Source organism: Fluviispira vulneris, assembly GCF_014281055.1.
GTDB lineage: Bacteria > Bdellovibrionota_B > Oligoflexia > Silvanigrellales > Silvanigrellaceae > Silvanigrella > Silvanigrella vulneris.
The window spans coordinates 43,767-69,614 of record NZ_JACRSE010000003.1; the positions used below are offsets into that span (position 1 = coordinate 43,767).

General features: G+C 32.6%; 23 protein-coding genes. 16 read left to right on the top strand and 7 right to left on the bottom strand.

The genetic code is table 11. From position 1 onward, the window contains the following. Positions 1-69 precede the first annotated feature (69 nt). From H7355_RS06980 to H7355_RS07000, 5 genes are read left to right on the top strand one after another with little or no spacing between them, the layout of a single operon-like run. Entirely contained in the window at positions 70-861 is a 792-nt protein-coding gene (locus H7355_RS06980; RefSeq protein WP_186646057.1) for an ABC transporter ATP-binding protein, read from the top strand. A gap of 26 nt (positions 862-887) precedes the next feature. Next, entirely contained in the window at positions 888-3,692 is a 2,805-nt protein-coding gene (locus H7355_RS06985) for an ATP-binding cassette domain-containing protein (RefSeq protein WP_186646059.1), read from the top strand. A gap of 58 nt (positions 3,693-3,750) precedes the next feature. Beyond that, the gene (locus H7355_RS06990; protein WP_186646061.1) at positions 3,751-4,686 is read left to right on the top strand and encodes a phosphatidylserine decarboxylase; all 936 of its coding nucleotides are present in this window, start codon (positions 3,751-3,753) and stop codon (positions 4,684-4,686) included. After that, positions 4,687-5,682 carry a GNAT family N-acetyltransferase gene (locus H7355_RS06995; RefSeq protein WP_186646063.1) on the top strand — a complete coding sequence of 332 codons (996 nt, stop codon included), beginning with the start codon at positions 4,687-4,689 and terminating at the stop codon, positions 5,680-5,682. 47 nt (positions 5,683-5,729) lie between these two features. Then, positions 5,730-6,197, top strand: coding sequence for an acyl-CoA thioesterase (locus tag H7355_RS07000; RefSeq protein WP_186646065.1), 468 nt, complete (start codon positions 5,730-5,732; stop codon positions 6,195-6,197). 32 nt (positions 6,198-6,229) lie between these two features. Here the strand turns inward: H7355_RS07000 and H7355_RS07005 are convergent, their stop codons facing one another. From H7355_RS07005 to H7355_RS07030, 6 genes are all read right to left on the bottom strand, one after another. Beyond that, positions 6,230-7,177, bottom strand: a complete 948-nt coding sequence (locus tag H7355_RS07005; RefSeq protein ID WP_186646067.1) for a hypothetical protein — start codon at positions 7,175-7,177, stop codon at positions 6,230-6,232. Positions 7,178-7,511: 334 nt separating this feature from the next. Beyond that, positions 7,512-8,135 carry a hypothetical protein gene (locus H7355_RS07010; protein WP_186646069.1) on the bottom strand — a complete coding sequence of 208 codons (624 nt, stop codon included), beginning with the start codon at positions 8,133-8,135 and terminating at the stop codon, positions 7,512-7,514. A 48-nt stretch (positions 8,136-8,183) separates the two neighbouring features. Then, positions 8,184-10,157, bottom strand: a complete 1,974-nt coding sequence (locus H7355_RS07015) for a S8 family serine peptidase (protein WP_186646071.1) — start codon at positions 10,155-10,157, stop codon at positions 8,184-8,186. 79 nt (positions 10,158-10,236) lie between these two features. Continuing rightward, positions 10,237-10,890, bottom strand: coding sequence for a hypothetical protein (locus H7355_RS07020; RefSeq protein WP_186646073.1), 654 nt, complete (start codon positions 10,888-10,890; stop codon positions 10,237-10,239). 63 nt (positions 10,891-10,953) lie between these two features. Then, positions 10,954-12,930 (bottom strand): S8 family serine peptidase, encoded by a 1,977-nt coding sequence (locus H7355_RS07025; RefSeq protein ID WP_186646076.1) that lies wholly within the window; start codon positions 12,928-12,930, stop codon positions 10,954-10,956. 334 nt (positions 12,931-13,264) lie between these two features. After that, positions 13,265-13,885 carry a 5-formyltetrahydrofolate cyclo-ligase gene (locus H7355_RS07030; protein WP_186646078.1) on the bottom strand — a complete coding sequence of 207 codons (621 nt, stop codon included), beginning with the start codon at positions 13,883-13,885 and terminating at the stop codon, positions 13,265-13,267. Between the two features lie 73 nt (positions 13,886-13,958). On the opposite strand from H7355_RS07030, the gene H7355_RS07035 reads away from it, so the two are divergent. From H7355_RS07035 to H7355_RS07080, 10 genes are all read left to right on the top strand, one after another. Next, positions 13,959-14,225: a hypothetical protein gene (locus tag H7355_RS07035; protein ID WP_130612309.1), complete on the top strand. Its 267-nt coding sequence runs from the start codon at positions 13,959-13,961 to the stop codon at positions 14,223-14,225. A gap of 8 nt (positions 14,226-14,233) precedes the next feature. Then, the gene (locus H7355_RS07040) at positions 14,234-15,493 is read left to right on the top strand and encodes a DNA methyltransferase (RefSeq protein ID WP_186646080.1); all 1,260 of its coding nucleotides are present in this window, start codon (positions 14,234-14,236) and stop codon (positions 15,491-15,493) included. Positions 15,494-15,569: 76 nt separating this feature from the next. Next, positions 15,570-15,875 (top strand): hypothetical protein, encoded by a 306-nt coding sequence (locus H7355_RS07045; RefSeq protein WP_186646082.1) that lies wholly within the window; start codon positions 15,570-15,572, stop codon positions 15,873-15,875. 9 nt (positions 15,876-15,884) lie between these two features. After that, positions 15,885-16,703, top strand: coding sequence for a MotA/TolQ/ExbB proton channel family protein (locus tag H7355_RS07050; protein WP_186646084.1), 819 nt, complete (start codon positions 15,885-15,887; stop codon positions 16,701-16,703). Further along, the gene (locus tag H7355_RS07055; RefSeq protein WP_186646086.1) at positions 16,648-17,217 is read left to right on the top strand and encodes a hypothetical protein; all 570 of its coding nucleotides are present in this window, start codon (positions 16,648-16,650) and stop codon (positions 17,215-17,217) included. Before H7355_RS07050 ends, H7355_RS07055 begins: the two co-directional genes overlap by 56 nt. A gap of 8 nt (positions 17,218-17,225) precedes the next feature. Continuing rightward, positions 17,226-17,768 carry a hypothetical protein gene (locus H7355_RS07060; protein WP_186646088.1) on the top strand — a complete coding sequence of 181 codons (543 nt, stop codon included), beginning with the start codon at positions 17,226-17,228 and terminating at the stop codon, positions 17,766-17,768. A gap of 5 nt (positions 17,769-17,773) precedes the next feature. Next, positions 17,774-19,543 (top strand): AgmX/PglI C-terminal domain-containing protein, encoded by a 1,770-nt coding sequence (locus H7355_RS07065; RefSeq protein WP_186646089.1) that lies wholly within the window; start codon positions 17,774-17,776, stop codon positions 19,541-19,543. Positions 19,544-19,554: 11 nt separating this feature from the next. Next, on the top strand, positions 19,555-21,210 hold the full coding sequence (locus tag H7355_RS07070) for a ribonuclease J (RefSeq protein WP_186646091.1): 1,656 nt from the start codon (positions 19,555-19,557) through the stop codon (positions 21,208-21,210). A 102-nt stretch (positions 21,211-21,312) separates the two neighbouring features. Continuing rightward, the gene (locus H7355_RS07075; RefSeq protein ID WP_186646093.1) at positions 21,313-22,083 is read left to right on the top strand and encodes a substrate-binding periplasmic protein; all 771 of its coding nucleotides are present in this window, start codon (positions 21,313-21,315) and stop codon (positions 22,081-22,083) included. Positions 22,084-22,318: 235 nt separating this feature from the next. After that, positions 22,319-22,852, top strand: coding sequence for a hypothetical protein (locus H7355_RS07080; RefSeq protein WP_186646095.1), 534 nt, complete (start codon positions 22,319-22,321; stop codon positions 22,850-22,852). On the opposite strand, the gene H7355_RS07085 is transcribed toward H7355_RS07080, so the two are convergent. Further along, entirely contained in the window at positions 22,849-23,883 is a 1,035-nt protein-coding gene (locus H7355_RS07085; RefSeq protein ID WP_222435679.1) for a beta-ketoacyl-ACP synthase III, read from the bottom strand. The genes H7355_RS07080 and H7355_RS07085 overlap by 4 nt on opposite strands. An 82-nt stretch (positions 23,884-23,965) precedes the next feature. Between H7355_RS07085 and H7355_RS07090 the strand changes: the two genes are divergently transcribed. Continuing rightward, positions 23,966-25,846 (top strand): DNA repair protein RecN, encoded by a 1,881-nt coding sequence (locus H7355_RS07090; protein ID WP_186646096.1) that lies wholly within the window; start codon positions 23,966-23,968, stop codon positions 25,844-25,846. Positions 25,847-25,848: the final 2 nt, after the last annotated feature.

Below are 25,848 nucleotides of genomic sequence, written 5' to 3' on the forward strand. Positions count from 1 at the left end.
TCAACAATTGCAAATTATACAATAATATCCTAATATATAAAACTGTCAGGCAAAAGTTAAGGAGGCTGAGTGCAATCAACAAAAATTGTGACACTAAATGACATAAATGTCTCTTTTATAAAAAATAAACCTGTCCTACAAAACTTAGATCTCGAAATATTTAAAGGCGAATCTTTAACTATCCTCGGTCCTGGGGGCTCAGGTAAAAGCACACTTCTCAAGATTATATTAGGAATCATTGAACCGCAATCAGGAACACTCAATGTATTTGGCAAAAATATAAACTCATTATTGCACAAAGAACGTTCAGAAATCTTAAAAAAAATTGGTATTGCCTTTCAACAAGGCGCTCTTTTTGATTTCATGACTGTAAGTGAAAACATAGATTTTGCTATGGAAAATATGACTCAATTCACTCAAAAAGAGCGTGAAGAAAGAATTCCAAATTTTTTAGCTCAAGTAAATCTCACCCATGCTTCTGACAAACTTCCAAGTGAACTTTCGGGGGGGATGCGCAGAAGAGTTGGTTTTATTCGCGCTCTTATCACCAATCCAGAACTCGCTCTCTTAGATGAACCCACTGCAGGTCTAGATCCAGTTACAACAACGATTGTCATTGACATCATCCACCGCATTGGACGGCAAATCGGAACTACCATGGTTTGTGTGACCTCAAATATAGATGTGGCATTTCGCTTTGCAAAAAAAGTCGCTATCTTAAAAGATGGAAAAATCATCGGAGTTGGCACAAAAGCAGATCTTTTGAATTTAAATAATGAATGGATTACAAATTTTCTTACAATTCGTGAAAATAAATTCCATACTGATGAAGAAATTGATATGTATGAGTCTCCAGTATGAGAAACACAATATAAAAAGAAGACAATATGACAGGAAATTCTGAATTTTTAATTTGTGAAGGGGTTAAAACTCATAATTTAAAAAATATTAATCTTAAAATCCCTTTAAAAAAATGGATTGCAATTACGGGAGTTTCTGGAAGCGGGAAAAGCAGTTTAGCATTCGATACAATTTATTCAGAATCACAACGTAGATTTCTTGAAACTTTAGGAACGTATGAGAGACAATTTCTCCAAGGACTTCCGCAAGGTGAATTTGTAGAGATTGATAATATTCCTGCTGCCGTTTCTTTAAAACAAAATAATAAAACAGGCGATCCTCGGAGTGTGATTGCATCTTCCGCTGATATTGCAGCTCCTTTACGCAATCTTTTTATTGCATTGATGGATCCTTCTTGTTCGAAATGTGGATCACAAGTTCATGTTGATCAAGCAAAAGATCTTATAGATTACTTAAATAAAGAAGAAATAAAACAAAATAATTTAAATTTTTTAATATCTGTTCCTTATACAGTCCATTCAAAAAAAAGCATAGAAGATCTCATTTTTGAAGGGTATTCTAGAGCACATATGAACAATGAAATTGTTGAATTAGAAGACTATTTGACACATAAAAATAAAATAATTCCCAAAAGAATTGAAATTATTTTAGATCGCATTAATTGGCAATTAAATGAAGATGAACTTGCTAATCGTATTGAGACTATTTGGTCTCAAGTAAAATTTTCACCTCGCTTTTCTTTTATAAATTTGTTTGAAATAAGTAACAAAAAAGAATTAAGTGAAGAAAAAAAAGTATTTCATGTACAACCATTTTGCACAGATTGCAACCAACAGACGACTATTATACAATCGAATGATTTAGATTGGCAATCTATTTTAGGTGCATGTACAAAATGTAATGGCCTTGGAAATATTCCTGTGCTTGATCCACTAAAAATCATTCCAAATCCTAATTTATCAATCATTGATGGCGCCATTAAACCTTGGAATTCGGATACATTTTTATGGATGAAAGAAGAACTAATAAGGGCATGCAAAAAAAGAAATATTAAAATAAGCACCCCCTATGAAAAGCTTCCAAAAGAAGCGAAAGATTTTATTTGGATAGGAGATGATTCAGATAAAAAAAATAAAAATTCAGAATATGTTACTTTAAAAAATTTCTTTGACGTTTTAGAACAAGAACGCTACAAAAGTACTTCTAGAATACTTCTTGCTAAATATAGAAAATATGAAAATTGTCCTGAATGCCTTGGAGCTCGATTAGGAAAAGCAGGAATGAAAGCAAAATGTTTTCAATCATCTTACAATGATCTATTTCAACAGGAAATCGCAAAAACTAAGAAATGGCTTGAACAGATTAAACTTGAAAAAAAATACGAAAAAAAAATTAACGCAATTCAAGAAATATATGAAGAAGTTTATAAAAAAGTTTCACTGCTCGAAAAGTTAGGTCTTGGTTCTGCTCAACTTTTTAGAAGGTGTAAAACCCTTTCCGGAGGAGAATATCAGCGTGTGCTTTTAACGCGTGTCATAGGCAATGGTCTGACTGATGCTCTTTATGTGTTAGATGAACCCAGTATTGGACTCGGCAAAAATGAAATACCTTCACTTATTAAATGTATAGAAGAATTACGTGATTTAGGTAATACAATTCTCATGGTTGAACATGATAAACAATTGATTTCAAGAGCAGACGAAATTTTTGAATTAGGGCCTGGAGGAGGGGAAGAAGGTGGCTCTTTACTGACTGTGAAAAATAAAACACCTCAATGCTTTCAAACACAAATAAGTAAAAATTTATTGAATTTAAATAAAAAAAACATTAACCCTCTTCAAACTTTCCAAAAAGAAAATTCTATTATTTTAAATAAATTTTCTGCCATGAATTGCAAAAATTTAGATATAGAATTTATATTAAGTAAACTGAACGTTATAGTTGGTCCTAGTGGTGCTGGAAAATCAACTCTTATTCGCTTTGGTCTTGAAGCAGCGCTTGAAAAATATAAAGAAACACAAATCACTGAAAATTCTGATTTTGACGCAGACGCAAAAATAGGAACTTGGGAAGATTTCAGCTTTCCCAATCATTTTTTTGATAATAATGATATTATAAGTGTGGAACAAAAAGCTTTACACCGAACTATATCTAGTGTCCCAGCAACAATTTTAGGGCTTATGGATATTTTGCGGAAAAACTTTGCTTCGACCCATGAAGCAAAATCACAAGGCCTACAGCTTTCAGATTTTTCCTTTAATGGTGCAGGTGGATGCGAAAATTGTAATGGAAAAGGCACTATTGAAGATGATTTATTCTTTTTAGGATCCGTAGAAAAGATATGTCCAGAATGCAATGGCACACGCTACCGTAATGAAATCCTGTCTGTCACTTGGAATAAAAAAAATATCAGTGAGTGGCTTTCCACAAGTATAAATGAATGTCTTTCTACGCTTGGTAAGCAACAAGGTTTCGTTAAGGCTCTCACTCTTTGTAAACAGCTGGGACTGGGCCATATCCCACTTGGGTTGCCCACAACCTCAATGTCAGGTGGGGAGGCACAACGTCTACGTATTTGCGCAGCTCTTGCAAAGTCTTCCAAAAAGATCTTCTGCTTACTTGACGAACCTACGCGCGGGCTTTCTGATTTTGACATTGGAAAGCTTCTTGAAACTTTATTGCGTCTTTGTAACGAAGGGCATACATTTGTCGTTGTAGAGCATCATGAACTTTTCGAAGAAAATGCACACCATCTTATAAAAATGGGACCAGGGAGTGGTGTTCAAGGTGGAAAAATCATAGAAAGATTGTTAGCAAGTGCTCAAGGATAAACCATACGAGTCAATTGCTTGTAAAAATTAAGTGCTATCGATCAGGGAAGCAATAAAAATGTTAAAATCTATTTTAGGAAGCGCCTCTAAGCAAATTGAAGTTATTAAAAGAAAAAGTGGAGAAAAATTCATAGAAAAAATTTATGGCGAAGATGCTATGAAAGTTTTTTATGGAAGTCCTGCTGGGGCTGCTTTTACTGCAAAATTTTTAACGAACAAATGGATCAGTAACATTTATGGCGCTTATAACGATTCTGGAGCGAGTAAGCATAAAATTGAAGAATTTGTAAATAACATGGGCATCGATGTCTCTGAATCTGAAAAAGATATTTCCGAATATCATTCTTTTAACGATTTTTTTGCAAGAAAATTACATCCACGCGCAAGACCAATCAATCGCCTCACGAATAGTGTTATTTCCCCAGGTGATGGAAGATTGCTCGTTTTTCCAAAAATATCCGAAACAACTCTAAGTTATGTGAAATGGGCTCCTATCCAACTGATAGATCTTTTTCAAGGCAATGAAAGTTTAGTAGAACGTTATAAAAACGGTTCATGCGCCATTCTCCGTCTCTGCCCATCAGATTACCATCGATTTCACTTTCCGGTATCTGGTAAAGCAGGAATCACAAAAACTGTGCCAGGATTACTTCATTCGGTAAATCCTTATGCATTAGAGCAACAAATTCCAGTCTATTGCATGAATAAACGTACACTGTGTGAATTGGACTCTGATCAATTTGGCAAAGTATTATTAATGGAGGTGGGTGCACTTTTTGTGGGAACAATTGTGCAAACTTATAGACCAGCTATGCAAGTCGAAAAAGGCGATGAAAAGGGTTACTTTAAATTTGGCGGAAGCACATGCATTCTCTTTTTCGAAAATGGTATCATGGAATTCGATACAGATATTGTAAAATCATCTGAGCAGGGCTTGGAAACTTTAGTCCAAATGGGTGAAAAAATAGGTCATTTAGCAGAAAGGACAGTCTGAATGTACAATTCGGATGTTTTCCCTGAAATCGTCCGAGAAAAAAATTTCTCATTTAGAGAATTAGAATATTTGACCAATATCTGTTTTGAAAGCAATAATTACTTAAATAATTTTCCTCAAGTTTTTCATAATGACAATAAAGAAAATCTCTTTTTATATAAAATAAATGGATTAGCTGTTTCATTCTGTTCAATTCATCCCATTCACTTTCAATTACCCAATCTTGCGCTAAGTTCATATTGCATAGGCAGTGTGTGCACCCATCCAAATTTTAGAAAAAAAGGTTTTGCTAAAAAACTTTTAATGGAAGTTGAATGCAAAGCTAAAGAAAATCAGGTTGATTTTTTATTTTTATTTAGCGACTTTAAAGCATTGTATACAGATTTAAATTATGTTCCGGCTGGCAATACTTATTTAGCTCAAGTAAATTCAAGAATACCTTCTCCTAATTATCTAAATAAATTAAAAAAATTCAAATCTGAATACAATAAAGCTGTACAAAAATTCGCCGAAAAAAAACTAGATTTTTCGAATATTAATTATTTAGATGTAATAGATGATAGAAAAAAATACGATATATGGCAATTTATTGTTCGCAATGCTCCAAAATCTGAATCCATACTTTCTTATCTCGAATTTTCTGACATTTTAAAAATTAAAAATATGCAACTCTTTATTTTAAGTCATGAGAAAAAAATATGTGCTATTGCTTTTGTTAACAAAGGGGATGACTTTCAAAATGTGATTCATTCTTTATACTTCAGTGAATTTAATTATTCTCTTATTCTTCTCCATGATGTTATTGTTAACAATAATGAAGAAGAGCTTATTTTTTTCCCAGGTTCACATTCTTCTAAATTTTTCTCACTTTTTGATTTTCAATCCATTCCCTCTCTTTTCCTAAAATCTCTCGATGAGAAAAAAATTGCTACGCAAAAATTGCAGGAATTATGCGAAAAAAATGACATATTCATTGGTAGCTTGCAAGGTACATAACAAAAATATAATATAATAATAAATCAAATAATAATAAGGTAACAACAATGAAAAAAGTAATTGTTCATGATAAATCTATCGAGATGACAGTGCTTATGACTCCGGATTTAGTGAATTTTTCTGGAAAAGTACACGGTGGCGCAATTATGCGACTGCTTGACCAAGTTGCTTATGTTTGTGCTTCGCGCTTTTCAGGCCACTATGTTGTTACTTTATCTGCGGATCAAGTTTTCTTTAGACACCCTATTCATGTAGGTGAGCTTGTTACTTTTTTAGCAAATGTCAATTACACTGGCAAATCATCAATGGAAATAGGGATTAAAGTCGTTTCAGAAAACACACGCACACGCATTCGTAACCATGTCTTATCCAGTTATTTTACAATGGTAGCTGTCGATGAAAACTCTCGACCCGTAGAAATAGCCAAAGTTGATGTGACGACTAATAAAGATCAAGAGCGTTTTGAATCTGCTTTACAAAGAAAAAAAATGCGTGAACAATTTTGGAAAAAATAATCCTTTATATAATCTAATATTTACAAAAACTCTTATGATCTCTTAAGATTTATTTTGTGAACAGCATAACTATTAATTCCATTTTCCGTATTTACAAGTACAACTTTTAAATTGAGAGATTGAGCTTTTGCAGTTTTAATCCCAGAAGTTAAGTTTTCTATTTCTTCTTTTGCAATGGTAATTTTGTCTGAATTAGCTCCGGAAGTTTTCATGTGAGCAGCATTACTTTGATTTGTGAAAAATTCATTAATTTTATTATAGTCAGTTAAGTTTAAATCATTTGCTAAAATAAAGTATTTAGAAGCTTTTTTCCCTCCGTTCTTAAGAGTAAAATCCAAATCTCCGCCAAAATGGGCTTTCCCTAATTTATCAAATTTAGTGGTCAATTTCGACGCATCAATTGTATAATCAGGTGGATTAGCAGAATTTATAGAAAGTGAAGATATGCTATCTATATAAACTAAATTTTCTGTTTTGATTTCATTCATAATTTCAGTTAATGTGGCAATTTTGATTGTTATAGCAGGTGCAGCAGAAAAATCAATTGGTGTCATAGATATTTTTACATTAATATTATTACTGTTCTCCTTATCAAAAAACTTAATATAGTCTTCAGCAGTTTCTTTTAAAGTATTTGCTTTAGTGTCATTATATTCATAGGTTTGAATATTGTCGCCAGTACCAATTTCTACTTTTGTTAAATTAAGTTTACAATTTTTATCGTCCTTCAAAACTTCGAGATCAGAAAGTTTTTGATCCTTGTGAAGAATCCAATTATCACTCGTTGTTTTATATGAACAATTCTCATATTTGCCATGAAATTTATATTCCAATTCATTTGAAGACACACTTGCACTTGGCGTTAAATTATCAAGTTTTACTTTAAAAAATTCTTTATTATTATCTTTACCACAACCCACAATAATCATTGATAGCATTGAAATTGAAATTAACGTTTTTGAAATATAACTATTTTTCATAAACACCTCCAATGTGTTCTAAAAAGACTTTAAAAGCAAAACTTAAAAGCTTTGCGACTTTTATATAAAATATTTATAATTAAAAATCAATTTTTAAATCGATAATTTGATTTGTTTTATGCACATATTTTCTACTAACATTGTAATAGTACAAAAATTATTTGATTTACATAATTATTTTATATCTTTATTTTAATATTTTTGGTATTATATTTTGTAAATATTTATTAAAAATTTTATATTATATTAATATATTATAGGAAGTTAAAATTTTCATCGCGTAACTTATTTAATTTTTTTATATAACAGCAAAGTAAATTAATTTAATTTGCTGTTACATAGGTTCTTGCAGATTTTCGAGTATTTCTACTGTAACTTTATCTACATCCCGATTTGCCTTTAAAGCGCTAATGGATTCACCAATTGACTTATTTTCTGGCTTATTCAAAACAACATAATTCATCTGAGGATAACTTTTTGAAATTACAAAATTTGAGTCTGAAAAAGTTTTTCCTTCTTTCATTTGCACTATAATTTTACCACTGAAAGCAGCAAACTTCTTTGAACGTGTATTGTAAATAACCGCTGGCTTTTTCTGCAAAGAAGTCTTACTTTCCGGTGATTGAACCTGAGAATTTGCTTCATAAATTTTAAAACTTTGAGTCGCTAATACCTTTTTTATTTCTTGATCCTCTTGACTCTCTTTTTTATTGAATGAAATCTTTAAATTTGGGTAATAAGAATATTTTATTCCATCTTGTGTAAAGGTTTCAGCTGCCCCATAATTTTTTAACACATTTTCTTGTTCTGCTAGACTTTTTTTATATTCCGCATCATTCTTTATCTGCTCATTGTTATCAGCGATTTGAATATTTTTATTGATGGCAAATCCTCCGCCTGCATATAGTAGTGATGCACTGAGTAGACCAACCATTGGAAAAATCTTTTTTATTTTCATAAAATCCATACTCCTAGAAAAATTAAAGTTCTAAAAAATCACTGAGACTTATTTATGCCCAGTGACCATAATTTTCCAGCCTTTAAATGTCGTATTAGAATTGAAGAAACCAGCATTGATCACTTTAAGTTTCCAGCTTCCAGTGCTCTTTTCTCCATAGAAAGCATTGCTTTGTAAGGTGATCTTATCCAATTTTTTGGTGTAGACAAAACCATTTCCGACATTCCAAAGAATGCTCTTAGTTCCACTTGGAGAAGTCAGTTCAAAACCAATATCTCCTAAATTTGTACTTTCTGCAGACACTTGAACTTGCACTGATTCTATATTTAAGCCATCCCGAGCAGGAATATTTATACTTGTAACATAACCATTTGGATCTGCTTTAGGGACTAGTTTTGCATGATCAAAGAATTTTGAGCTCATTTCCTGATATTGGCCTAAATTGACTTTATAATTTTTTGCCAATTTAACTGCATCTGCAACATTGACTCGGCCAAAACCATACCAATTTGAAAAGCTAAATCCAGCCGCATTTGTGACCCAACCTTGCTCAGCTTGGTAAAGTGAATTGCTATCTCCCTTAACCAATTCAACTTGAGAACCTGGATTGTCTTGATCAACTTTTGTCGATGTTTTTGCTAAAATGTATTTTACGTCTCGCCAAGTTAAATTAGGATTCGCTTCTAAAACAAGGGCCAAGCTTCCGGAAGTCACAGGCGCTGCTGATGATGTGCCATTCATTGTATTCGTATAATCGCCATCTAAATTCTCATCGTAATCGAGAGCATTAAATTGATTGCGTATGTTTAATACGGAATCAAGATCATTTAAATTCGCCGATTTACTCATGCCATAGCGAGTTCCACTATAGTCAGTCGTAATTATAGCAGGCTCACCAATCGTAGCTCTATATTTGCTCCAATCGATTTTTTTATCATAATTGCTGTATCTCTCTTCAACAAATTCTTTGTTGACTCCATATTCTCCCCCTGGGGCACTGACCCAAAGTGAAGATCCAGCAGTTGAATAACTCGATTTTTTTCCTTTTGCATTTAATGCACCAACAACAATAGTTTCAGGTATCGCATTTAATAAATTCATATTTGAATTTTGGCAGGAAACATTTATTTCATTTGCTTTAGAGCATTTAAAATAAAATATACCTGAAGATATATACCCATTGCCGGCAGATTTGACATAAAGTGCGCCTTTTCCATCACGCAACTGGCGTGCTCCATAACGCATTGCCAAAGCGCCCGAACTGATTAATGGGTGACTGTCTGGAATCTGTTCGAGATTCGAAAAACCGAAGCTCATATTAAATATGTCATTTCCTTGAGAGGCATCCGAACCACCAAGTGCATCAATAAAATTTTGAAAGTTTTGTGACCCAGTCGATATAACATTATATCCAGATAACTTAGCACGTGGTGCAACCCCAGAACCTCCAAACCCAAGATTACTGCGCATAGCAATTATACCTGCAACCATCGTTCCATGATCGACTACATCATCTTCTAAATCACCATCGCTGTCTTCTGCGGGCGAAGGCGAAGGATCATTTGGAGCTAAGCGATTATTTTTAAAGTTAATCGACCAAGACTTACTAACATATTCTTCGTTATCAATATTCGGATTTAATGATTTATGAGCAATATCTAGACCCGAGTCAACAAGTCCAACACGAATTCCATATCCACTTAAGCATTGTTTCTTTAATACATCGTCGACATTTATATCTTCACCTGCAATTCCACTTTCAGAAGCAAATGCATCTTGGCCTGTATTCTTTAAATGCCATTGATATTTTCCTAGAGGATTTAACTTTTCGTTAGCTAAATCAGTACAAAATTTATTTCGTTTATTGGTTGAGTTATTTGCATCTAAAGAACTTTGAGCAATATTGACTGATTTAGCCGATAAATCTCCATTTTCTCTATTTTTATTGCCACAGGAAGATAAAAACGAGATGGCAATAACAGGTACTGAAAGAATAAGAATATTCTTTTTATTTATGATCATGGCTTCACTCCGTATTAAAAGTCAAAAAATGAGTCGAGCAATCGGCTCATTTTAAAAATCAAATCGAAAGACAACAAAATCAAAGGGGCTTTTTAGTAAAGTTCTCTATAACTTCAACCTTAATACTTTCGATAGAAGAATTATTTTCTTCCCTAATTTCTTTAACTACATCTGATATTTTTGCATTTTCTGGGATATCAACTATATAATAACCTATTTGTGGATAATCTTTATGTTTAAGTTTACTGCTTAATTTTAAATTATTGTTTGCTTTTACAATAATTTTCTCGCTTAATACACCAACTTTTTTAGTTTTATTATTTATGACAACTCGATACCCATTTTTCTTAACTCGATTTTCTCCTAAAGTACTCTTTGAAGGTTTACGAAGTGAATTTTGTGCCAAAGCATTTGCATTATCATTATATATTTTCAGACCTTCTTTTTCTAAAATAACTTCTTTTTCTGAGTTATTTCGTGCTATCTCAAAAGCATTATTTTCAGTAATTTTTTTATTATGTTCATTTAAATTATCTAATCCTTTTTCATTTTCTTTTGATAAACTCGCGCGTACTCCTTCTACAACAATTAAATCCTGAGAATCATCTGAATATTGATCTTCAGCTTGATAATTAGCTAATTTTTGAGTTTCTTCCAGATCATTTGCATAACTTTGTGCAGAAAACAAAGCAGTTAATAAACACAGTCCTAACTTTAAATTCGATTTTTTCATAAGTTAAAATTCCTCAATTAAAATATTTAAGTAAACAAATAAATATATCACTTGCAAAACTCATTATGCTTTTGTTTTTTGTCCTGCAAATTGAATACCTAAACCTTTGAGTTTCACGTTAGCACTGTGTAAGCCAGAATTTATTATCTTAACTTTCCAGACGCCTTTACTATTTTCTCCATAAAACGCATTGCTTTGGATTGGCATATTTTTTAAATTGCCTTTATTAGAAAACGCATTTCCGATATTCCAAATAATACTCTTAGTCCCACTTGGTGAAGTTAATTCAATTCCAACATCACCAATATATGAGCTATCAATTGAAACAAAAAGACGGACAGATTCTAACGTTAAATTTTGTGAACTTTTTACAGCTGGTAAAGAAACCGTATAAGAATTTTGCACGCCTTGTTTTATTTCTGTGTTAAAACCAATCGTTTTTAAGGCAGATTCACGTGGTATCTCAACATATTGTCCGAGACTACCAAGCTTATATTTCTTTGCTAACTTAACAGCATCAGCAACATTTACGCGGCCAAATCCGTAGTAATTTGAAAAATGAAAACCAGCTGCATTATTCACCCAGCCTTGCTCTGCTTGGTACTCACCATCAGCCAGTTTAACTTTAACTCCTTCAAAATATGGGTCGACTTTTGTTGCTGTTTTAGCAAGAATGTATTTGACATCTCTCCATGTTAATTTTGGATTAGCTTCTAAAATAAGCGCAATACTTCCAGAAGTAACAGGTGTCGCAGATGATGTTCCGTTCATCGTATTTGTGTAATCGTAGCTTTCGTTTCCTTCAACTAATCCTGCATTAAAAGTATTTCGTATATCAAAGATTTCTTCTGCAGTGTTAAAATTAATTCTTTTACTCATTCCGCTCGCAGAACCGGACATATCTGTAGTTACGATTGCCGGATCTCCAGCGGTTGCTCTTTTATTTGCCCAGTCAAAAGCCGTACCTAATCTGGTGAATTGCTCACTGATCCACTCTTTATCAAAACCAAATTCCCCGCCTGGAGCGCTTATCCATAAAGATGATCCTGTTGTGGAATAACTCGTTTTTATTCCTTTGGCATTTAATGCCCCAACTGTTATAACTTCTGGCAATGAATTATCTGTATTCATATTTGAATTTTGACATGAAACATTCAGTTCCAACGCTGTTTTACAAGCAGAGATATAAGGTTCTTCATTTCCTAATTTATAAAAACCATTACCTGCAGCTTTTACATACAGAGCACCTTTGCCATCTCTTAAATTTTTCACACCATAGCGATAAGCAGTAAGTGAGCCGTTTGTTACGAAATCATCTGCACTGATTTGGGAGATATTATTATCTCCATAACTCATACTGAAAATATGGTTTTTATTTGACTCGTCAGATCCTCCCAAAGAGTCGACAAAATTTTGGAAGGTCTGTACATTATCTTCAGCCTGAATAATGTTATATCCAGTTAAAAATGCGCGTGGCGCAACGCCTGATCCGCCATAACCTAAATTACTCCGCATACCAATAATCCCCGCAACCATGGTTCCATGATCGTCTTTATCTTGGGCTATAGGTGAGGGATCGTTCTTTTGTAGTCTGTTTTCTCTGAAATTTAATGAAGTAGGTAACTCTTGATTGACTCTATCATTTCTTTCCACATTGTCTTTTAATGAACGATGCTTTATTTCAAGACCTGTATCAACAACAGCAACATTAACTCCATAGCCACTGAGGCAATCTTCTTTCAAAACACTTGCGACATTTATATCTTCGCCAGAGACTCCGGGATTAGAGGCAAATGCTTTTTGGCCAGTATTCTTTAAATGCCATTGGTATTTAGCTAGGGGATTTAATTTTTCATTGTCCAAATCTGTACAAAATTTTGAAGCCTTTAATTCTGAGATATTATTCTCAACATCAAGTGCTTCAGATTTATTTGCAAATTGCAGTTCTGATTGATTGGAACCCTTTCCACATGATGATAGGAAAGAAATAGATACGACTGATACCGAAAGCAATGCTGTGCAGTTCTTGTATAAACCCATAAAAACACTCCGTTTTCTGAGAAATATTCATATTATCTAATGTATTGACTGGATAGCCAAAATATAAAAGTTCATACGGTTTGTCAAATTTTTATGGTTGCTTTTTAAAATAAATATTTTGAGAGAAATTTGGTGACCTCAATTATTATAATAGTACAATAAATATTGTTAAAAACATAAATGACTCTATTCTTTATATTCTTAATTTAAAAATAATTAATTTTAATGTATGGGATTTGAGAAATAAAAATGTATAAATAAACATTGAAACAAAAATATTTTGTAAAAATTAGTAAATAATATAAAATTATTGTATTTATTTTTTACTATAAATTCACCAAATCACGAGATCGACTTTCTCATCCCATTGATCAATGGGTAAGCTATCAAAAATGAATTTATCTGAGGGCAAACAAAATACCGTTGTTACATTATTTTTAAATTTATTGAGAAATCTATCATAATAGCCACCACCGTAGCCTAGTCTATAACCATCTTGAGAAGCGGCTAAACCTGGTACAAATAACAAAAGGGGCGGCATATTTTCTGAATAAAAAAAGCAATGATCTTGACCTTTTTCTTTTATTCCATATTTATTTTCAATATATTCGGATTTTCCATCTCCATATTCAAACCACATCAGTTGATTATCCGCTGTTAATGCAGGAAATATCCAGGTTTCTGAAGCAAAACATGCTATATCAAGCTCATTTCGAATTGGAAAATAACAAGCCACCTTTATTTCATTTTCTTGAACTTTCCTTGTCAAATCTTGCACTGTTAATTTTAACAAATCTAATGCCCTAAAAAATTGCCGCGCTCCCCAATCTTGTGGTTTAGAGTTTTCTGCAAGAACTTTTCTTTCTTCGATAAGTATTTTTCTCAATTCTGTCTTTTTCTTTGAAACTTCTAAGCTATTTTGATTTGCGGAAAGGATTTGGCTTAAATTTCTCATTTCTGTCTTGTCGCCTCCGTGTAATTAGAATAACCTAAGTATCGTTTGTTAACCTCTTTCAAGGAGAAATGCCATGGCATTGTCGGATACACTTGTAAAAATGTCACCTGTAAAAGGTGAGTACTATTTAGTTGAACGTGAGAAGATAGATGATCTTTATCGCAATGCAGGACATGGGGACGAAGACGAAGTACCTAATTTTATTACTATCGATGGTAAAGAGTGCCTCTTTACCGAAAATTTTATAGAAAAAGATGGTAAAGAATACGAAATCGTCATGGTCGCAAATGGATTTTCTTGGGAAGATATTATTATCTATGATGAAGATGAAGATGAATAATTAATAACATGGTAGCTACTCTTTCTTTTTTAGGCAAAGAACTGGCAGCAAACCTTGCTTTTGAAAAACCCCTACATGATTATCATGAATTGGGGTCTTCTATTCTTTTATCTCAAAATATTATTTTAAATAATAATATTCTCATCCGTAGCGAAAATCTCGATACTCTGAAATTTCTATATTCAACACATACCAAGTTTAATATTATTTATATAGATCCTCCATACAATACAGGATTAAAATTAACCTATAAAGATAGTTTTAAAAGTCTTTTAGAAAGTCAAGACGCTTGGCTTTGCATGATTTATCCACGTATTATTTTAGCCCATAAAATTTTACAGGAAAATGGTGTTATATTTGTCTCTATAGATGATCGTGAGAACGCAAATTTAACCATATTAATGCGTGAAGTTTTTGGTATCAATAATCATATTGGGACTATTAAATGGCGCAAAAAAAATAAGCCTTCATTTTTAGATAAACATCTAGGAAATGTTATCGAATATATCCTTGTTTTTGCCAAAAATAAAAATAAATTATTGAAATTAGTCGGTGAAAAAAGCACTGAAATAAGTCGCCCTGTTCTCAATTTTACCAACCCAATTTCGAACCGCATCTTGCTTGCTGGAACAAAAGCAAAATGCAAAGATGGGGTTTATCCAAAAGGTATGTATACAAATCGCACTCTAAGTTTAGAATTAAAACAGGATGCCGTGATTAAGAATGGGCTTCTTTTACATAATACCGAAGTAAGCGGTAAATTCAGAGTTTCCCAAGAAATTCTAGACAAAAGCGTTTTTATCACAAAAACATTCGGCTTAAGACGAAGTATTCTTGAAAGTGAACAGGTACAAAGACACGCCACAGATGATGCCACTCACAATTTTGAAAGCAATGAAGATGCAGAAACACAACTAAAATCTTTATTCAATGGTGAAAAGGTCTTTGACTTTCCAAAACCTGTAGGACTTTTAAAACACCTTATATCTATGTACCAAACAGAAAATAAAAGTGAAAAAATTCACTGTCTTGATTTCTTTGCTGGCAGTGCAACTCTTGCCCAAGCTGTCTATGATTTAAATTTTGAAAAACAAAATAAATATTTATTTTGTTGTGTTCAAAGTGAGGAAAAAATTAATAAATCTGTAAATTATAATGGTTTATATACAGTCGCTGATATTGCACAACATCGTATAAGAGCTATTGAAGAGAAGTACAAAATTTTTCCTAGATGCAAAATTTTCACAACAAAAAGTCAAAAAAATTAATACTTATCATTGATATTAAAGAATTATTAATTCAAAATATATCTCAGCGATTGAATTTACATATTTGAGGGATAAAATGTTTTATTCAAAGCTTTTCAATATAAATTACCTTATATATTTTTTATCTTTTATAAGTTTATTTTGTGTATGGAAGAGCTTTTCTCAACCTTTAGATGATCAAAGAAAATCAATAAAAATTGAAGGAGAACCAGAGGGGGCTGATGTTTCTGATATCCCTCTTTCCCCATTTGAATATGATTTTGATTCTTTTAATACAGGCTTTAAACCAGAAAAAGAATTGATTGATTTATTAGACAGACCAGAAGAGTTAACAGGAATGACTCAAAAAGAATTAACACTAGAATTTGATATGAAAAAATAAGGGGTTTTTATGTTAAATGATATATTCATGATGTATCGAAATGGTGAAATCATCCCTTATGTCCTACTCGCAATAGTTGCCGTCGGATATATAATCATCTTCGAAAAATTTATTGTTCTTCAATTTGTTTACCGTATTAATTTTGAAAAATACAATACACAAATGAAAAAAATGCTCACTGCAAATGATATGGAAAGAGCTAGAAATTTTAGTCGTGCGACTTCGAGAACGACCGTCCCTATGCTCGCAATCAAGGCTATTGATGCATATGAAACCGACCCCATGCGCGTGCGTTCTGCTGTCTCTGAAGAGAGCTTAAGATTTTTCCCACGCATACGCAGACGTATCAACCAACTTCCAAACTTAGCAGCCACTTGTGTCCTTTTGGGAGCCATTGCCGCTGTGCAAGGAATATGGGGTTCATTTCATATGGTTGAAGGTCTTGAGCTTGGTATAAAAAGCTTTGCCTTTTCTTCTGGTCTTTCCCATGCATTGTTACCTTTAACAATTTCCCTCGTATCAGCTGTTGTCCTTATGCTACCTTTTGGAATTTTGGACGCAATTGCTTGGAGATTAGAAGCAGAGATGGAACATAGTTTATGCGTAATTCTTAATATTTTATCACCAGAAATGCAACCGATGTTTGCTGGTGGTGGTGGCTCATCAAACAATAATAACTCAAATGATGATTCACAAGGCGGAGGATATTCACCATCTTCTGGTGGCATGGATGCGGATGACGACATGGATGACAAACCAAGGAGAGCAGGAAATGAAGGCGGGGCAAGTAGTCTACAAGAAGTTCCTGACGAAGAAGAAATTATCTAGCTTTGGCTGGACACATTGGGGATTTGCACTCATTGTGACAATTGGTCTTGGAATTTTATTTACATTTATAGAACTGGTAAAAATGCATGATAGAAGAGTCGTTTTTTTTAATATCAGAACTGTAAATACAGAATACTCAAAAACTGAGCCCATTAAAAATGAAGCTGTTCTCACAAATAATTCACCTGTTTTTGTATTTTTAAAAGACAATGTCTTATTTGGTTCATTAAAAAGTATTATAGCACCTCAACCTAATAATGATGTCCTTATTTTAGGAGAAAATTGGAAAGAAGATTTTCTTGAAAAGATAAGTTTTTATAAAAATAAAAGGTTAATATTTCCCACAAAAGTATTTGGTATAGTTTTCGAAAGAAGTCTTACATATGAAAAACATGCGGAAATATTGCAACAAGCTTTCGAAGTTATAACTCTCGAAAATCAAATTTTAGGGAAAACACCTTTAAAAAAATCTTATCCTGCAATTGTTTTTTTAGACGCAATTAAATTTCCATGAGGAAATAAATGTTTACGAGAGCAACCAAAAAATTTGGAGTTTGGAAAGAAGAAAGAGAGAGCTCTAAAATTTTTTATTTGGTAACATCTCGGCATTTTTTCTTTTCACTTGCTATTGCTGCATTCGTAAGCTGGATTATATTTCTTATTACTATTAAAGTTCGTCAAGAATTTTATGTCATGGAATCTACAACAAAATCATTTACAAAATTCAAAAATCTTAAAAAAATAAATCCTGGCTTTTATTTTACAGAAAGAAGATCAGCTCTTTCTATTCTATTACTACTTGATAAAGAATCAGGGTTTAAAATTTTTTTTGATACTGGCAAATCTTTTTACTTGCCAAAGCAAGCAAATGAGTTTTTAAAATACCTTGAAGAGCGTCGACAAAATATAATGTTAACGTCAATGCTCATGCGTATAGAAGATCGATCCATTTCACGAGTTAAAATATGGTCTGATAACAATGTTTCATTTAAAGATATTCGTTATATTATGAAATTATTTTCACAATATGGGTATGATGATTTTGATTTCGTGGTCGAGAGGTAAACTCTATGGCAGGAAATTATTTTAAAGGAATGAAAAGAAAAAAAATTTTATCCGATAATGCATATCTTCATTTAGTCGTTTTTCAAACAGGCTCAATTCAAGTTGAAAAAAAATTAAAAATCTCTTCACTATTTACAAAAAAAGTGAATATTGGTTCTAAACCCACCTGTGATCTTTTTATTCCATATGCCCGTACTCTACTTGAAATGTGTATTTTTAGAATTGGCAGAAGTTATGTTGATATTATTTTAGATCCTCGATTCGATGGATTTTTAAATTCAGGCAATAAATATGGTGAATTAAAAGAATTTACATCTCCGCGTGGATCCTTAGCAAAATTAACATCGATAGAAGATCCTCTCATAGTTCCACTCGAGTATGGCTCAAGAGGTACAATCCGTTACAGCGGCTTTGATATTGCATTTAAAATAGAAAAAGAACAAATACCAAAGAAGTATCCTAATTTAAAAGGCGCAGAGAACAGTCCATTTGCCTTGCCTCCGTATGATGTCTCCATTGAGCGCAATGTGATTCCAATCAGTTTAATAGCTACGGGACTTGCATTCATACCTGTACTTTTTTGGTTATTAAATGCACCTATGAAATCCGAAACGGGTCTTATAAATTTACCCACAGAAGTGTCTCTCGGTTTTATTGCTCCAGACAATTTAAGACTACTTCCTTTTGTGTTTAAAACTCAATACTCTGAAGAGAATGCTACAAAACTTGCTGTATTTTGGGTAAGAGAATTGCAAAAAAGGTGGGAATATGCAGAAGAAGGAAAAGAATATCAATCCATAATTCCATTTTTAAGAAATGCACATAAATATATTGACTTTGAAACTCCATACGAAAATTGGGAAAAAAAGATATTTGATAACTACAAGAATATTGATCAATCTATTCCTTTTTTTACACTAGAAAGATATTATAAATATTTAAAACCCTATCCAGCATTTTTTACGACAATTTCTGGCAATGATGGAGAGTCTCAATTTGTTACTTTAATAAAGAGAATAAGTCAACTCAAAAAAGCAGATGCAGCTATAGTTGAATATTTAACCAGTGAACATGAAATATTAAAAGATTATTATAAAAAAGAATTTAATGCTAAAAAAATTGGAATTGTAGAACCACCATCGACAGGTCAAGTGCTTGGTCGCCAACCTGCTAAATCATTTTATACAGAATTTCAACAATATAAAGATGCAGAGAGAAATGCAAGCATCGCTGAATCATCTGATTTTAGAAGGTCTTTTTATCAAGATATCGAGAAAAACAAAGAAATACTAGAAAGACAATCCTCATTACTTTCAACTCCAGTTATTTGGATAACAAACTCAAACTTAATTATTCCAGCGAATATTAAAAGAATTTATGATAATGAAAATAAAGAAACAGAATTTGCAAATATGTGGCACAATGCCTTGTATTCTACGGGTGTTTATAAGATACCAGATCTTCCACCCCCCAAAGCATACATTGATATAAAAATGGTTGAGTTTGCAATTTTTAATAAAAAAGAAGAATTAAGATCATGTTATAATACTGTGTTACGCAAAAACCCTGTGTTACAAGGAAACTTAATATTAAGATGGCGTATATTAGAAAGTGGTAAGGCAGCAAATATTGTGGTTTTGAAATCAAGCATTCAGGATCAGAATCTGCTAACTTGCATCGAGTCTAGAATATCGGTTTGGAATTTTCCAAAACCAAAGAACGGTTCAGTTATTGTCACTTACCCATTTCAATTTATTGTGACGCAGAAAAAGTGATTGGAATTTAAATGGACGATTTTTCTTTAAAAATCATTCCACTCGGCGGATGTGGCGAGATTGGAATGAACATGACACTTTTATGTGTCATGGATAAATATTTTTTTGTCGATGGTGGAGCTTTATTTCCGGATGCTTCTCTCTTAGGTGTAGATCTCATATTGCCTGACACAAAATTTATTGATGAAAACCAAATTTGGCCTGAAGCTTGGCTTATTACACATGGACACGAAGATCATATTGGTGCCCTTCCACATCTCTATAAAAAATACCCAGCACCAATTTATGGAACTGAATTTACAATTGAACTCATAAAAGCAAAATTTGATGATGCAAATATTAATGATGCTATATTAAATAAATGGGGCTTTTTTCAAACTGTTTTTTTTAGAAATTTAAAAGTTACACCTTTTCCGGTCAATCACAGCATTGCAGATGCTTCTGGTCTTTTTTTTGAAACTCAGCTGGGAAATATCCTGCATATGGGAGATTTTCGCATAGATTATTATCCCCCTGAAAAAAGTATGACCCATGAAAATATCAAAAAAGTTATAAACGGTAAAAAAGTTCACCTTATGATGAGTGACAGTACAAATTCGTTTCAAACTGGCACAGATTTCAGCGAAACAGAAGTTTTACCAAGCATAGTTGATTATTTAGACAAAGCTGAAGGTATTGTCGTTATTGCAACATTTGCAAGTAATATCTGGAGACTTCAAAGTATTTTTGAATCAGCTAAATTAACAGGACGTAAAATAGCTTTATTTGGCCGATCTCTTTTTCGCAATACAGAAATTGCAAATAGACTCGGTCTACTCAATTTTGCTGAAACAACTCTTATTGAAATTCAAGATGTGTCTCGCTATCCCAGAAATGAAGTCTGTATTATTTGTACAGGAAGCCAAGGGGAATCTTTTTCTGGATTGCATCGAATTGCTTGGGATAATGTTGCAGATTTTAAAATTGAAGCTCAAGATACAATAATATTTTCCTCACGAATTATTCCTGGAAATGAACGCCCTATTGAAAGCATTGTGACTCAGTTGACTCGAATTGGTTGTCAAGTCGTAACCGCAAAAGATGATAAAAATATTCATGTCAGCGGTCATGGTTATCAAGAAGATCTTATCAAATGTATCAAAACAGCAAAACCAATTGCATTTATGCCTGTTCACGGCACATTTAGGCATTTAAAACGGCATAGAGAGCTTGCAGTGGAATGCGGTCTTCAAGAAGAAAATTGCTTACTCGTTGAAAATGGCGATGTCGTTGTCGCAGGCCCAGAGCTCTTAGGAGTGGTTGAAACTGTTCATTCTGGTAGAGATTATGTTTGTCCCGGGGGGATTTTTTCTCAATCAAGTCCTATTTATAAAGATCGTGTTGCCCTTATTTATGGAGGTGTTGTTGCTGTCAGTTTTGTTTTGCCAGAAGTTGGTTATGATTTAATTGGCACTCCAGCTGTTACATTGAAAGGAGTCCCTCTAAATGCTCAAGAGCTATCGAAAAAAATGTCGATGATTTTTAATTACACAATTGATCTTTGCCTTAAAAAACGAAATTTTAATGATGATACACTCCAAGAAGATTTAAGAATTGCAGTCAGAAGATATATTGAAAAAAAACTTAATTTTAAAGCCAATATATTAATTTTATTCCAAAGAATTTAAGTAATTATTTAAATATAAAATTTGAACTTTAAAGTTTCAAAAGTGCTTGTCGATAAGCATAAGACATTATAGATACTTATTTAAAATGAATGGATTTTATCTATGAGAATATTCACCTTAATAATTATTCTTTTATTAATAAATAATTCTTACGGTAAAAACTTAACTATAAAATTAAGCACAATGGACTGGTATCCATATGTTGGCCAGAGCACTCGAAAAAATGGAATTGTTCAAAATATCATTGAATCCGCTTTTGATGTGATTAATTATGATATGGAAACAAATTTTATGCCTTGGGATAACGCTTTGAATGAAACAATGATAGGAAATTATGATGCTGTTTTTCCCGTTTCTTTAACTGAAGAAAGAGAAAAATATTTTTACTATTCTGAACCAGTTTATTATAATCAATTAGTATTTATGGCATCAATTCATTCGAAAATCACCTATAATAAATATGATAATTTAAACAAAACTTATGACGAACTTAAGAAATACCGCTTTGGAGTTGTCCGTGGTTATGCTAATGAGAAGAATTTTGATCAAAGAACAGATCTGACAAAAATTATAAGTAACAATGACACTTCTAATTTATTAAAATTAAAAAACAAAACAGTTGATATTATTTATATTGACAAATTCGTAGCAAGTTTTCTTATCTTTAAAATGAATGATCAGTTTAAAGATCAATTTAAATTCCTTGAACCAGATCTTGCTAAGGAAGCTCTCTATATAGCATTTTCAAAGAAAGCTAAAGATGCATTGATAAAGAGAGATAGTTTTAATGCAGGCTTAAAGAAAATAAAGGAAAGTGGACTCTATAAAGAAATTCTTCGTAATTTTCAAAATAATTTCACTCAAACTAAATAAAAAAATATAATTTTTAAGTCAATTTTCTAACTTTTGAATTCACCTATTATTCTGGAAAAATTTGCCGAATAGAAAAAAGAACTTTTTATTAATTGGAAAAAAAATGTTTGAATTTTATAAAATATTTAAAAATTATTCAGTTATATTTTGCAGAATAAAATATATTTCTTTGTTAATTTTTTTTTATTTTAGCCCCATCTATGCTGCAAATAACGAGTCCTCTGCAGGAATTATTTTGACATTATTTCAGCCTGATTATGGTAAATTTTCAAATATTGCAACAACTCAAGGACAACCCAAATTTCAAGCAGATATTTTACTTGTTGGAGGTGATGTCACCTTCATGCGAAAAGGCTTTTTTACCGGTGGCCGTATCTTATTTGGTAATACATCAACAACTTCAGTGAGCACATCGGCAAGCACTTATGAGGTAGCAAATATTGGCTTAAAAGCTGGATATGGATTAGATTTAAGTATAATAGATTTAAAATTAGGCTCATTTTTTGGTATAGGAAGTTTAAATTTTGCCTCAGTTAGCACTTCATTAAATGGAACTATTTTATTGGATTATTTGTTTTTAGAACCTTTTGTTATGGTGGGTGTTGCTGGCGGAAAATACTTTTCTGCAAGTATTGGTGCAGGATATCACTATGCTTTTCCATACAAGGTCACAACATACGGTTCTACTTTACTGAGCGATCCGACACAAGCCAGCATTGGCGGAATAAATATTATGTTTGAATTGAGTTTTGGAGATTTTTCTCGTTAAAGTCGAATTAAACTTCCACCCCAAGTGAAACCAGCTCCAAAAGCCACTGTCAAAATAAGATCACCTTTTTTCAATCGCCCTTGTTCTATTGCTTCGTTGATACAAATTGGAATTGTTGCAGAAGTTGTATTTCCATAGCAATGAATATTGTTAAATACTTTTTCTTTTGGCAATTCCATCTTTTCTCTAACCATCTCACTGATTCTTAAATTTGCTTGATGTGGTACGAGACATGCAAGATCATTTGCTGTAATATTATGCCGCTTCATAAGAGTCTCTGCGACTTCACACATACGTGTCACAGCATGTTTAAAGACAGAACGACCTTCCATAGTAGGATGCCAATCGCCATTTTCCATCGCTTCGGAATTCATAAAACCTTTTGTTGCCGTCCCTGGTGAACGTGTCAATAAAAGTTCTGCTCCAATTCCATCGCTGCCTAGAATAGTATCTATGACACCAGAAACATTATTTTGCACTGTAGGCATTTCTTTTTCAGAACACTCAATAGCTTCACAAACGACTGCTGCAGCACCATCGCCAAATAAAACGGCAACATTGCGTCCCTTAGTGGTTAGATCTAACATTTTGCTTTGTACGTCGGAAAAGACTAGCAATATTCTTTTGTATTGACCACTTTTAATCATAGCTTCAGCCATTTGAGTTGAATAGACAAAAGCACTGCATTGAACTCGAATGTCGATAGCAGGAATCGTTGGAAAACCCAGCTTATGTTGAATAATGGGAGCAATGCCTGGAAAATAATAGTCAGGTGACAAAGTCGATGCAATAATATAATCAAAATCAGATGGTTTTAAGTTAGACGCTGCAAGCACGTTTTTGACAGCTTCTATACCAAGATCTGAAGTCGTCACGGATTCTTCAACAAAACGCCTTTCACGAATACCCGATCTTTCGGTTATCCAAGCATCGTTGGTATCCATAAGTTTACTCAGATCATCATTGGTGACCTTACCTGGAGGTAAATACTTAGAAAAATGAGTCATAACCATTTTATATTGCTTTGCCATGTAAAGGCTCCTCTATTAAACATGACGATCCCTGAAAATCGAACACAATTTCTTACAAACTTGCATATAATTGCAAATTTTCATGAATGCGCAAGCTCAAAACACATCCCATGAAAAAGATCAAATTGACAGAAATGTGCTTATCCTTTCAAAGCAAAAAAAAGAAACACTTTTTGAAGGAAATAAGATGTTAAAACGACTTATCATACAAAATCTGGCTATTGCAGAAAATATTTCTGTCAACTTTCATGAAGGGCTCAATGTAATAACTGGCGAAACAGGGGCTGGAAAATCTCTTTTGGTAGATGCTCTTTGTCTTTTAAGAGGACAACGTGCAGATACAGCCTTAATTCGCACAGGTCACGAAAGTGCTCAAGTGACTGGAATTTTTATCCCAAGTAAAAAAAATAAAGAAATCTTTTCCTTACTGGAAGATCTCGGCATTCCATTATTCGACGATGCTCCCGAAGAAATTGTGATAAAAAGATTTATCCAACGCAGCGGTAGACATAGAGCCACTGTAAATGAAAATTTAGTCAGTACAAAAATCCTGCAACTTATTTCTTCTGACTTAATAGATATCAGTAGTCAGTTTGAAAATCAAAGATTGCTCGATAGTGATTCACACACTCTTTTTTTAGATGAGTTTTGCAATACCATTGCATTACATAAAAAATATCTCGATAAATTTAACCAATCAGTTGATTATTTAAAACAAATAAAAAATACAATTCTAGAGATTAATTTACTAAAACGTGAAAAAAATTTATATGAATTTGAGCTTTCTCAAATTCGTGAAGCGAATATCTCAGCAGCTGAATTTCAAAAAATAGAGGAAATCATATCTATTGGTAATAAAGCTAATTATGCTAAAAATATTTGCCGCGAAATAGACGAAATTTTGCAAAGTGGAGAAACAAATTGTTTATCCCAATTAAAATATTGCAAAAGAAACCTTGAAAAACTTCTAAAAACCACTTCACAATCACAAATCAAAATCAATACCGATCAGATCGATGGAATTATTGCTCTCATTGAAGATTTTATCCATAAAAATGAAATAACTTCTTCCCATTTTGACGTAGATGAATCTGTTTTAAATCAAGCTGAAAATAGAATTGAAGTGTATAATAAAATGTTACAAAAATTCGGTCCAAACATTGAGGATATAGAAAAATATGCCTTAAAATGCGAAGAATATTTAGATAAAACTAATATATTAGAAGATAATTTTAAATTGCTAGTTAATTACTGTGAAAACTCGATAAGAGAAACGGTAAATCTTGCTCAAAAACTCAGTTGTGAGCGGCAAAGTAAACTGAATTTTATTTCCTCGTCGGTTGAGCAGGAACTCGCAGAACTTGGAATTCCAAAAGCTAAATTCATATGTCAGTTAAAAGAGAATGGTTCTGATTTTTCTAAGGTATTTTCTGAACTAAATTTAAATATTAAAATCGATCTTTTAAATGCATTTTCTACATTAGCTAAATCAGGGGCTGAAAAAGCTCAATTTCTTCTCAGCACCAATTTAGGTATTGAAGCTCAGCCTATAGAAAAAGTAGCCAGCGGTGGTGAGTTATCGAGAATAATGCTTGCCATAAAAAATGTTTTATTTGGTGATGAAAGTATGAGCGTTTTTATTTTCGATGAAATAGACACAGGAATTAGTGGAAATATAGCTTCTAAAGTTGGAAAAAAACTTGCAGAATTTTGCAAAAATAAAAAAGGTCAGATTTCTCGTCAAGCTCTCTGTATCACACATCTCCCTCAGGTCGCATGTTACTCACAAAATCATTTTATAGTTACAAAAGTCCTGCTAGATAATAAAACTGTAACCAAAATAATTCATGCAAACGAAGAAGAAAAACTAACAGAAATTGCAATATTATTATCGGGAGAAACTCTCAGCCAGGAAAGTCTTGCACAAGCAAAATTCTTAGTGAAACAAGCGCATGCTCTCTAATA